The sequence below is a fragment of the Psychroflexus torquis ATCC 700755 genome, assembly GCF_000153485.2.
Classification (GTDB): Bacteria; Bacteroidota; Bacteroidia; order Flavobacteriales; family Flavobacteriaceae; genus Psychroflexus; species Psychroflexus torquis.
Genome location: NC_018721.1, coordinates 658,765 through 670,082 on the forward strand (window position 1 = coordinate 658,765; position 11,318 = coordinate 670,082).

Annotated in this window: 12 protein-coding genes; 11 read left to right on the plus strand and 1 reads right to left on the minus strand. The window is 31.3% G+C overall.

Annotation, left to right across the window (positions count from 1 at the left end; genetic code table 11):
- Positions 1-25: 25 nt before the first annotated feature.
- From P700755_RS02930 to P700755_RS02940, 3 genes are all read left to right on the plus strand, one after another.
- On the plus strand, positions 26-1,054 hold the full coding sequence (locus tag P700755_RS02930) for a glycosyltransferase family 9 protein (RefSeq protein ID WP_015023270.1): 1,029 nt from the start codon (positions 26-28) through the stop codon (positions 1,052-1,054).
- Positions 1,051-2,166 carry a glycosyltransferase family 4 protein gene (locus P700755_RS02935; protein WP_015023271.1) on the plus strand — a complete coding sequence of 372 codons (1,116 nt, stop codon included), beginning with the start codon at positions 1,051-1,053 and terminating at the stop codon, positions 2,164-2,166. Before P700755_RS02930 ends, P700755_RS02935 begins: the two co-directional genes overlap by 4 nt.
- Positions 2,167-2,309: 143 nt before the next feature.
- Positions 2,310-3,068: a glycosyltransferase family 2 protein gene (locus P700755_RS02940; protein ID WP_015023272.1), complete on the plus strand. Its 759-nt coding sequence runs from the start codon at positions 2,310-2,312 to the stop codon at positions 3,066-3,068.
- Here the strand turns inward: P700755_RS02940 and P700755_RS02945 are convergent.
- Positions 3,060-3,815, minus strand: coding sequence for a lipopolysaccharide kinase InaA family protein (locus P700755_RS02945; protein WP_015023273.1), 756 nt, complete (start codon positions 3,813-3,815; stop codon positions 3,060-3,062). The genes P700755_RS02940 and P700755_RS02945 overlap by 9 nt on opposite strands.
- 118 nt (positions 3,816-3,933) lie before the next feature.
- On the opposite strand from P700755_RS02945, the gene P700755_RS02950 reads away from it, so the two are divergent.
- The 8 genes from P700755_RS02950 (at position 3,934) to P700755_RS02985 (ending at position 11,314) form a co-directional block, all read left to right on the plus strand.
- Complete coding sequence (locus P700755_RS02950; protein ID WP_015023274.1) at positions 3,934-4,737, plus strand: glycosyltransferase family 2 protein; 804 nt, start codon at positions 3,934-3,936, stop codon at positions 4,735-4,737.
- A 2-nt stretch (positions 4,738-4,739) separates the two neighbouring features.
- The gene (locus P700755_RS02955; RefSeq protein WP_015023275.1) at positions 4,740-5,645 is read left to right on the plus strand and encodes a glycosyltransferase; all 906 of its coding nucleotides are present in this window, start codon (positions 4,740-4,742) and stop codon (positions 5,643-5,645) included.
- Between the two features lie 267 nt (positions 5,646-5,912).
- On the plus strand, positions 5,913-6,554 hold the full coding sequence (locus P700755_RS02960) for a class I SAM-dependent methyltransferase (protein ID WP_015023276.1): 642 nt from the start codon (positions 5,913-5,915) through the stop codon (positions 6,552-6,554).
- Between the two features lie 22 nt (positions 6,555-6,576).
- Positions 6,577-7,146 (plus strand): L-threonylcarbamoyladenylate synthase, encoded by a 570-nt coding sequence (locus P700755_RS02965; RefSeq protein WP_015023277.1) that lies wholly within the window; start codon positions 6,577-6,579, stop codon positions 7,144-7,146.
- Between the two features lies 1 nt (position 7,147).
- Positions 7,148-8,572: a CCA tRNA nucleotidyltransferase gene (locus P700755_RS02970; protein WP_015023278.1), complete on the plus strand. Its 1,425-nt coding sequence runs from the start codon at positions 7,148-7,150 to the stop codon at positions 8,570-8,572.
- 92 nt (positions 8,573-8,664) lie between these two features.
- On the plus strand, positions 8,665-9,693 hold the full coding sequence (locus P700755_RS02975) for a COX15/CtaA family protein (RefSeq protein WP_015023279.1): 1,029 nt from the start codon (positions 8,665-8,667) through the stop codon (positions 9,691-9,693).
- Between the two features lie 5 nt (positions 9,694-9,698).
- Positions 9,699-10,211 (plus strand): IS1096 element passenger TnpR family protein, encoded by a 513-nt coding sequence (locus P700755_RS02980; protein WP_015023280.1) that lies wholly within the window; start codon positions 9,699-9,701, stop codon positions 10,209-10,211.
- 44 nt (positions 10,212-10,255) lie between these two features.
- Positions 10,256-11,314 carry a nucleoid-associated protein gene (locus tag P700755_RS02985; protein WP_015023281.1) on the plus strand — a complete coding sequence of 353 codons (1,059 nt, stop codon included), beginning with the start codon at positions 10,256-10,258 and terminating at the stop codon, positions 11,312-11,314.
- Positions 11,315-11,318 lie beyond the last annotated feature (4 nt).

Here is an 11,318-nt window from a genome sequence, read left to right on the forward strand (position 1 = left end):
TCACTAAAAACAAACTTACAGGTAAATGAAAATTTTAATAATACAAAATAAAAAAATAGGCGATGTCTTAACCACTTCAGTACTATTTAAGGCAATTAGAGATAATCTGAATTATACTGAAATGCATTATTTTGTTTATTCTAATGCTCTATCTGTCATAAATAAAAACCCAAATATCGATAAAATTTGGCATTGTAAAGAAGAAGAATTTACAGGAATAAAAGGGGTTCTAAAATGGTATACGATTTTTAAAAAAGAAAATTTTGACCTTATAATCGATGCTTACGCGAAGCTATCTACTTTAAGCTTAGTCATGTTCTTAAATCCAAGAAATAGCATAAGTTTTAAAAAATTTTACTCAAATTTGTTTGTAAAAACGAGTATAAAACGATTGGACGAGCCAAAAACTAATGCAACACTTGGTATTGAGCATAGATTACAATTAATTGAACCAATACTAGGAGAAACCAATATTTATAAGCCTAAAATTTACTTAGGCAAAAGTGAATTGAACAATGCAAAGCAGAGATTATTAAACCATTCTATAAATTATAAGAAAACACTCATCATGATAAGTATTTTGGGAAGTGAAGATAGTAAAACATACCCTTACGAATACATGGCTAGTTTACTTGATTTCTTAGTCAATTTGGATGATGAGTATAGCTTATTATTAAATTACATCCCAAACCAAAAAAATCAAGTGCAAAATATATTAAATCTTTGCAAATCTAAAACAAGAAAAAATATACATCAAGATTTCTATTCGAGTGATTTAAGAGAGTTTATATGTGTAACCAAACACTGTAAAGCCTTGATTGGTAACGAGGGTGGTGCAACCAATATAGCAAAAGCAATAGAAATTCCTACTTTTACAATTTTCTCACCAAACATTAAGAAAAAAGATTGGAATATTTTTGAGGATGGAAGACAAAATATTTCTGTTCATGTTGATGATTATTTTGATACTAAAGCTCAAAATTATGATAAATTTGAACCATCATTATTTTATGATAAACTAAAATTTTTCTGCAAATTAAACTTACAAAAATGATCATTGGATACGAAGCTAAACGCTATTTTCACAATTCAACTGGTCTTGGCAACTATGCAAGAAGTTTGGTCAATAATTTAGCGAAGTATTATCCGCAACATGAATTTATATTATATAATCCTAGACCAAGTAATTCGTTTGAAATCCCTTTAGAGTTTGGTAATGAAATACATGAGATAAGGCCAGAAGGCTTTATTAACAAAAAGCTACATCCATTGTGGAGATCATACAATGTCTCTAAAAGACTTAAAAATGATCATCTTGACCTATTTCATGGGTTATCTGGAGAAATTCCTCGAAATATTCCAGATGGAATTTCAAAAGTCCTTACTATTCATGATTTAATTTTCTTAAGATTTCCTGATTTATATAATCCTATAGATAGGACTATTTATTATCATAAGTTTAAAAGATCTGCAAATGAAGCAGATTTGGTAGTGGCCATTAGCGAGCAAACAAAAAAAGATATAATCAAATATTTAGGAGTTTCAGAATCGAAAATTAAAGTAATTTACCAAGGTTGTAGAGATATTTTTAAGTTAGATTTTGATGAAAATGAAATTCAATCAGTAAAACTGAACTATAATCTCCCAAAAGATTTTATTCTTTACGTAGGAACTATTGAAAAAAGAAAAAATTTATTGAGTATCGTACAAGCCATAAAAAATATTGATACGCATTTGGTTGTAGTAGGTAGAAAAACAAAATATTATAATGAAGTTGAAAGCTACATTCAAAAAAATAATTTGGAAAAAAAAGTCATTTTTTTGAACCATGTCAACGACTCATCCTTAGCTATTATTTACAAATTAGCAAAAGTATTTCTCCTACCATCATTTTTTGAAGGCTTCGGAATTCCTATTATCGAAGCATTATACTCTGGGACTCCAGTAATAACCTCTAAGGGGGGTTGTTTAGAAGAAGCCGGTGGGCCACACTCCGTATATGTAGAGCCTTCTGATGTAAACAGTATAAAAGAAGCCATTATAAATGTGTTAAGTGACCCAAAACTACGTAGCGATATGATAAGCAAAGGACTGAAATACAGTAAAAATTTTGATGACGACCTTTTGGTAAGACACTGGTTTGATTTATATAAATCTCTAATATAGTTCAATATATTCTTAATATATTTTCAATGACTACATCATGATTTATTTTGAAACTTATAAAATCAATCAGCTATTTATTATACCTAAAATAGAACAATATTTTACATTTGCATTTTAACACCTACCTAACCTCTTTTTTATCTATGTCCAAGATTTCGGCACTTATCATTACTCTTAATGAAGCAAAAAATATTGCTGACGTTATAGATAATCTAGATTTTGCAGATGAAATTATAGTTGTAGACTCCAATTCTCAGGACTCTACCGTAGAAATTGCAGAAGCTTATCAAAATGTTATTGTACATAAACATAAGTTTGAGAATTTCACAAAACAAAGAAATTTTGCACTTAGCAAAGCAAATCATGAATGGATACTATTTTTGGACGCCGACGAAAGAATTCCAGAAGTTTTAAAACATGAAATCTTGGAGACCGTCCAATCTAAGGAAACTGCAGATGCTTATTATTTTTATAGAAAATTCATGTTCAAAAGTCGACCCCTACACTTCAGTGGTTGGCAAACTGACAAAAATATAAGATTATTTAAAAAAAGTAAATCTATGTATACCGAGGGGCGCTTGGTACATGAAGTTCTAGAAGTAAATGGTAAAGTGGCAAATTTGCAGCATCATCTTATTCATTATTCATATGAAAACTACGCTTCTTACAAGAAAAAAATGCTGAGCTATGCAAGTTTAAAAGCTAGAGAACTTTTTCTTAAGGGAGTTGAGCCAAACCCGTATCATTTTATTATTAAACCAGTATACAAGTTTGTGTTCAGCTATATTATTCGTCTTGGCGTTTTAGATGGAAGAAAAGGTATCATTATCTGTTATTTAAATGCCCTGAGTGTTTACAAACGTTATCCTTACTTAAAAGAACTTATAAAAACTTCAGAATAGGGATTTAATTTTTTTCTTTCGTTTTTGTTTCAAGTGGAATTTTCTTTGAAACTCAGATGTGAAATTCCACATCATTTCAAATACTTCAGTATTGGATTTTTTTATGAGCTTTGCATATTCATCGCTCATTATTTCAATCATTTCTCTTTTGGGAGTCAACCGTCTTAAGTTATACATGCGCTCCTTAAAACTTAAAGTTTTAAACTGCATTCTGTTAAGATCTACAAGAGAAAAGTCATATCCAGAATCTGTGATGAAAATCAGCGTATTCCCCGGTGAATGGTCCTGAAATTCAATTCTTTTTTCGTGTAAATCAAAAGAAAACCTTGTAAATGCTCTAAGAATTTCTTCATGATTTGGAAAATCGGGTTCATGAACAAGTTCCCGATAGGTAAGATCTGGAGATTGGTGCAAACTGATGTAAAATGACTTTCCAAAACCAAAGCCATTTTTAAATTCAAAAAAAGCGATAGGCTCTGGAGTACCTATTTCTTTTTCTTTTAAAATGGTTGCATACTCAAAAGAACGTCTAGCTTTAGATTTTCTAAAGTATTGGTATGCAATCTGATTGATAAAATTGGGTTCTTTAAAAGATTTAATATTCAATGTTTTACCCTCAAAATTTACGGTTTTTATTATATTTCTATCTCCGTCACCAAAAATAGTACCGATACTTTCGAAAGAAGTTACCAAAGCAGTTAAGGCTGTTTTGTGTTGTTCATAATTAGAATTAAAATCTGAGTCCATGAATACTATTTAATTTTCAAATTTAAAACTATAGGGGGTCTTATGTAGATTTCTAAAGCAATTTATTTTAACAGATACAAAACTTAACTACATTTGTAGGTTAATAATTCTAATATTCATGAAGCCATTTCCTAAATGCAGTCTTATAACTCCCACTTATAATTGGCCAGATGCTCTGGAATTATTATTGAAAAGTCTTACGTATCAGTCTTATTTACCAGATGAAGTGATAATTGCTGATGATGGTTCCAATACTGAGACATCATTGCTGATAAAGAATTATCAAGAAAAACTCTCTGTTCCTCTTATTCACATTAGACACGAGGACAAAGGAAATAGGAAGCCAAGAATTATGAATAAAGCCATCGCGAAGGCAAAATATCCCTATATTATTGAAATTGATGGTGATATTATAATGCACAGACACTTTATAAAAGATCACTTGAAGTTTGCAGAAAAGGGCTTTTATTTATACGGTTCTCGTGCTAACATTCAAGAAAATTACTCAACCGAAATTTTCACTAATAAGCGAACACAGTTTAACTATTTTTCAAAAGGCATTAAAAAACGTGGCCGAACGATTCACTTACCATTTTTAGCTCAATTTTTTAGGCCAATTACTGAACGCTCTCAAAAATTGAGGGGCTGTAATATGTCGTTTTGGCGAGACGATTTTATAAAGGTAAATGGTTTTAATGAAAATTTGGTTGGATGGGGAATTGATGACTCCGAGATGATTCAACGCTTACATAATATTGGAATTAAAGGAAAGAGACTTAAATTTGCAGGAATCGCTTATCACATTTATCACAAAGAACAATCAAAATCACATATAGACATTAACTTGGCTATTGAACAGGAAACCACTAAAGCTCAAATTAAACGCTGTGAAGTTGGTATAAATCAATTTTTAGAAGTTTAAAAATGGTAGAAATCTCAATTATCTTAATCAATTTCAACTCGTCTAATTATACCATTCAATGCATTGATTCTATCTATAAAAAAACAAGCAAAGACATTGACTTTGAAATTATAATTGTGGATAATAAATCTGAAACAGACGACTACTTAAACCTAAAAAGCCACTGTGAATCATTAAGCTTAAGCAATTTACATTTATATCTAAATTCAGAAAATAGCGGTTTTGGTGGGGGTAATATGTTTGGTTTCAATAAAACTAAAAGTCAATTTGTGGCCTTTGTAAACAATGATGTTCTTTTTAAAAATGATTGTTTAAGTATTCTTTCAAACACTTTAAAGTCAAATTCTGAAATAGGTGTTTGCGCACCCACAACTTATAAAAATGATGGTAAGATTTTACCAACATTAGATTTTTTTGCTTCACCAATCAAGGTTCTGTTTGGAAGAAAGATTTATAAATATTTAAAACCAAAAGAATACAAAGACAGAAACTTAAAATTAGATAAACCCACCAAAGGTGATTTTGTCTCAGGTAGTTTTATGATGTTAACCAGTAAAAACTTCAAAAAAGTTGGTGGTTTTGATACTAATATATTTTTGTATCATGAAGAAACCGACTTATGTAAGCGCTTGCAAAAATCTAACTTAGATGCAATTTGCGAACCTAGAGCAGAATGTATACATTATCACGGGGCTAGTACTCCAAAATCAATTCAAATTAAAGCTGAATTAAAACGCTCTTTACTATATGTCATAAAAAAACATGATGGAAATTTGCCCTATGCCTTAATCCACTTTTACTTGGTGTGTAAATATTCTATTAAAACCAGTGTTAAATCAAAATACATCTATTTACTAAAACAATTACTTCGCCCGATTCATTTAAATAGTTCGACTAAAACCAACTAAAAAAAACAAGCAAAAATTAAAAATAATTAATTAGTTTAAGCCCTAAATAAATTCTTTTCTACCCAATAAATACTAGTTAGGGAATTGCTTAAAATGTTACCTATCTAGACATAATTCACAAATTTTTTCCTAAAAAAATAAGGCTATGAGTGAAAATAAGGAACTTTGGTTAACCTTTTAGTTTTCGAATTTGAATAAAATATTAGAGATTTTAAGTAAATAATTGATTCATGACTATCAATTATAATAATCATATAAAATAGATTCATGGATTACCACAATAAAAAAGGAAAATACTACATCAATAAAAGATCTGAAATGTTGGAGTTCTTTCCAAGTAGTGCGAAAACTGTTTTAGACGTTGGTTGTGGTCAGGGTATATTTGCCCAGCAAATTAAAGACATTTACAAGACAGAAACTTGGGGAATAGAATACATGCCATCACATGCAGAAGAAGCAAAAAAAATTTTAGATAAAGTTTTCGTTGGCGAATGTGAAAAATTTCTTGATGATTTACCAAATGATTATTTTGATGTTATTTATTTCAATGATGTCTTAGAACACTTATTAGATCCCTACATGGTTCTAAACAAGATGAAAGAGAAATTAACAGATAAAGGAAGAATTATAAGTTCTATTCCAAACATAAGATATCATAGCGCTTTAAAAATGCTTATCTTAAAAAAAGAGTGGATGTATCAAGAAAGTGGAGTAATGGATCACACACACTTAAGGTTTTTTACAAAAAAAAGTATAAAAAGAATGTATGAGACTCTTGGGTTTAAAATAATCTCACATAAAGGAATCAATAAAACAAAATCTTTAAAGCCTTACCTTTACAATTTACTTTTATGTTTTACAGCTTCAGATATTTTCTTTGTGCAATATGCAACAGTAGTAGAAAAATAAATTCCTAAAGGTTATCCATATTATGAAAGATCAAAAAGAATACATACTTGAATGCATACAAATCTTAAAACGCGGAGGACTTATCCTTTATCCTACAGATACCGTTTGGGGAATAGGCTGTGATGCTACAAATGCAGAAGCCATCGATAAAATTTATGCTCTAAAAAATCAACCAAATACTAAATCCTTAATTTGTTTAGTGCCAGACTTTAAAATGCTAAACCAATACGTCGAGGATATTCCAGAAGTCGCTTATGACATCCTAAAATATGCAGATAAGCCCACGACTATTATTTATCAGAACCCCATACGTATATCCACAAATCTTATTGCAGACGACGATACCTTAGGCATTAGAGTGGTAGATGATATTTTTGCTAAAGAATTGATTCGCAAATATAAACGGCCTATTGTCTCAACATCAGCCAATATAAGCGGACAACCTACGCCTGCCAACTTTTTTGAAATTTCACCAGAAATTTTAAATGGTGTGGACTATGTCGTAAATTTGTACCAGTCAACTAAAAATAAAAAACCTTCAACCATCATCAAATTAGACCTTGATGGTAAAGTTGAAGTGATTCGTAAATAATATGCCCGATTCTTATTACCAAGACGCCTTACAACATAAAATATTTAATATTCTTTCAGAAGCGGCAGATGATATCAATGTCGAAGCCTATGTTATAGGTGGCTTTGTGAGAGACTTTTTTTTAAAAAGAGGCAAAGCTGAAGATATAGATGTTGTCGCTGTAGGCAGCGGCATAGAATTAGCTAAAAAGGTTTCAGAAAAATTACCTGGGAAACCTCCTGTTAAAGTCTTTAAAACCTACGGTACCGCGATGCTTAAGATCTTTGACCTTGAAGTTGAATTTGTTGGGGCTAGAAGAGAATCTTATACTGAAGATAGCCGAAATCCCAAAGTTGAACAAGGTACTTTAGCAGATGATCAAAATCGAAGAGATTTCACAATCAATGCACTAGCACTTCAACTTAATAAAAAAGATTTCGGAAAACTCCTAGACCCTTTTAAAGGCTTGGAAGATTTGAAGACTCAACTTATCAAAACTCCTTTAGATCCAGAAGTTACTTTTTCTGACGATCCGCTAAGAATGATACGAGCGATTCGGTTTGCTAGTCAACTTCATTTTAAAATTGATCAAAAATCCATTCAGGCTATTAAAGATCATTCAGAAAGAATAGATATTGTAAGTAAAGAACGCATTGTCACAGAACTTAACAAAATACTGAAATCAGAAAAACCTTCAGTAGGTTTTAAATTGCTTCACGATACCAATTTGTTACAACGCATTCTTCCCGAACTTACTCACTTAGAAGGTATTGATGAAATCGATGGTCAAAAACACAAAGACAACTTTTGGCATACGCTAGAGGTTGTTGATAATATTTCACTCGAAACCAATGATGTATGGTTGAGATGGGCTGCACTTCTTCATGATATTGGAAAAGCACCTACTAAGCGATTTCATAAGAAAATAGGCTGGACATTTCACGGGCATGAATTCAAAGGATCGAAAATGGTTTATCAGCTCTTTAAAAGGCTTAAACTCCCTCTTAATGATAAAATGAAATTAGTTCAAAAATTAGTTTTACTAAGTTCGAGGCCAATTGCTATTGTAGATGATGACGTGACGGACTCTGCCGTAAGACGGCTTATTTTTGACACAGGAGATCATCTAGACGATTTGATGATGCTATGTGAAGCAGATATCACTACAAAAAATCCAAAACGCTACAAAAAATATCACAATAACTTTAAGGTCGTTAGACATAGAATACAAGAAGTTGAAGAGCGTGATAAAGTACGTAATTTTCAACCCCCTGTTTCAGGAAAAGAAATCATGGAAACTTTTCAGATAGAACCTTGTCGTGAAGTTGGAGAAATTAAAGCTAAAATAAAAGAAGCTATTTTAGATGGCGATATTCCAAACGACTATGAAGCTGCTTTTCAATACATGTTGAAAGAGGGAGAAGCACGTGGCTTTAAACAGGCCTAAGATTTTCTGAAAAACATGCCAAAATAAAAGCTAAAACCCATAATTCATAGTGCACCTTGCGGATAAGATTTATATTTGTAAAAAATTAAATCGTGTTTAGAAAATCAATAAAAGCCTCTATTATTATTGTCTATCTCGTTATTATTGCGGGTGCTGTTGTAAGAATGACTGGGAGTGGTATGGGATGCCCAGACTGGCCTAAATGTTTTGGATATTACATTCCACCTACCGAAGAAAGTCAATTAGAGTGGGCGCCAAATCATGATTACTTTAAAGGGCAGGTTATCATATTGGATAAGGCTCTAAAAATTTCAAAAGAGGCTTTCACCTCTTCTAAAGCCTTTGAAAATTCACATTGGGTAACTTATGAAAAGCATGATTATGCTGAGTTTAATGCCTTACATACCTGGATAGAATACATCAATAGATTACTGGGTGCTGTCGCAGGTTTAGCCATATTAATAATGACCGTTAGTTCATTTTGGCTTTGGAAAAGAAACAAAAAACTGACACTGCTTTCTATAGCTTGTTTAATTTTATTATTATTTCAAGCTTGGCTGGGAGCTACAGTGGTGTATTCAGTGCTGTCACCAGTGAGAATTACCATTCATATGCTTGTAGCTCTCTTGATTGTAGCACTACTTATTTATATATTAAAACTTTCTTCGAAAGAAAATAGTTCAAGATTAAGCACATCCACATTCAGGAACTTATTGATTTTTGCGGCCATACTTAGCTTAATTCAGATAGCAATGGGAACACAAGTCAGGCAATTTGTAGATGATCAAATTGGTATTTTAGGTTATGAAGCTAAAACAAAATGGCTAGAAAATCCAGACTTAATTTTTTATATGCATCGTTCGTTTTCAATTCTACTATTTCTTGTAAATGCAAGCATTTGGTGGTTAAATAAAACAAGGAAATTAGGTTTCAAACTCACTAACTGGATGATGTTTTTTATAGGTTTAGAAATAATAACAGGAATTGCGATGTATTATCTAGATTTTCCCTTTTTATCACAACCTTTGCACTTAGTAATTGCTTGTATGTTGTTTGGTGTTCAGTTTTATATTTTAATGCAAAGTTTTGAAGCCAAATTAATACCAAAATCTAAAAATTAGATCCTATGATTTATAAATACAGAGTCGTATTAGATACCTTAGACGACGTCATTAGGGACATTGAAGTAAGAGATGATTCAACCCTTGAAGATCTACATAATTCTATCTCGCAAGCTTTTGGATTTGACGGTACAGAAATGTCTTCGTTTTACAAAAGTGATGAAGACTGGAATCAAGGAGAAGAATATTTGCTTTTTGACATGAGTGATGGTCAAAATGCCATCAAAATGATGAATGAGACCACGTTAGATAGTGTTTTTTCAAGAGAAAATACGAAGATGATTTACGTTTATGACTTTTTTAGTTTGTGGACCTTTTATGTAGAACTAGCAGATATAGAAGAACCTATGGACGGTCAGGATTATCCCAATTTAATGTTTGCTCAAGGACAGCTCCCTGATTCTCCACCAGACAAACAATTCGAAGCTGAAAAATTAGAGGAAGAGGAAGAAGAAAAAAATGATGATATCGAATTTGAAAATCTTGATGATTTTGATTTTGATGAAAATTGGAATTGAAAACTATTTTAAATTAGTACACCAAAAGAAACTCAACATAATTTATGATCAATTTATTTAGTGCCCAAATTGAAAGTATGTCTATACATCGAGTGGGGAATAAAAGTAAAAATGAATCCCTATTTATTTCTGAAAGAGCTCACGAACTTTCTGACGAATTAAAACCCCTTATTAAAGAATACTTCTTGAAATCCTTTAGGGAAAAAGAAGAAAATTACTATCACTTTGTTCATGATACAGATTTAGAATTTCATCAACTTAATGGATTAGTCACCGATATTTTTAATAATCCTTCGGAAAGTCATGATGTCTCTAAAAAAATAACCAGTTTATTATTTGAAGAGTCAAAGCATCAACACATAAAAGGAGGCGAGGTTTATGTTATTTACTTCGAAAACATGCTCATAGACAATGAGAAGGTGTCCGCCGTTGGAATTTTTAAATCTGAATTAAAACATGATTTTCTTCAATTTGAAGAGAAACAGAATAATTTAGATGTCATTCTTCAACAAGGAGTTCATTTAAATAAACTAGACAAGGGCGCTATAATTTTTAATACTGAAAAAGAAAAAGGCTATAAAATTCTATCAGTAGATTCCAATAAATACGATACAAAATACTGGTTAGAACAATTCTTGCAAGTCGACTTTTTCGAAGATGAAAATTTCTACACTAAAAAATACTTGAAGTTTTGTGAGAATTTCGCAAAGGATGTAGTCCTCCCAGCTGAAGATAAGCAACAGGAGGTCCTATTCATGAATAAGGCTATGAATCATTTTGCTTCTAATGATAATTTTAACGAAAAAGATTTTCTTAGTGATGTTCTTGAAAACCCAGCTTTGGAACCTGAATTTCAAAATTATAAAACTGAAAAGGCACCGAAATATAAAGTCGAAGATTTATCCGACTTTCCTATTTCCAATACGGCTGTGACTGCAGCTCGTAAAAAAATTAAAAGTGTTATCAATTTGGATACAAATATTCAAATAAAGATGGATTTTGTTAATGGTGACAGTGCACAAAAGTTCATAGAAAAAGGTTGGGATGAGGATAGACAGATGTTCTACTATCTAGTGTATTTCAACAAGGAAGAAAAAAGTTAAATAG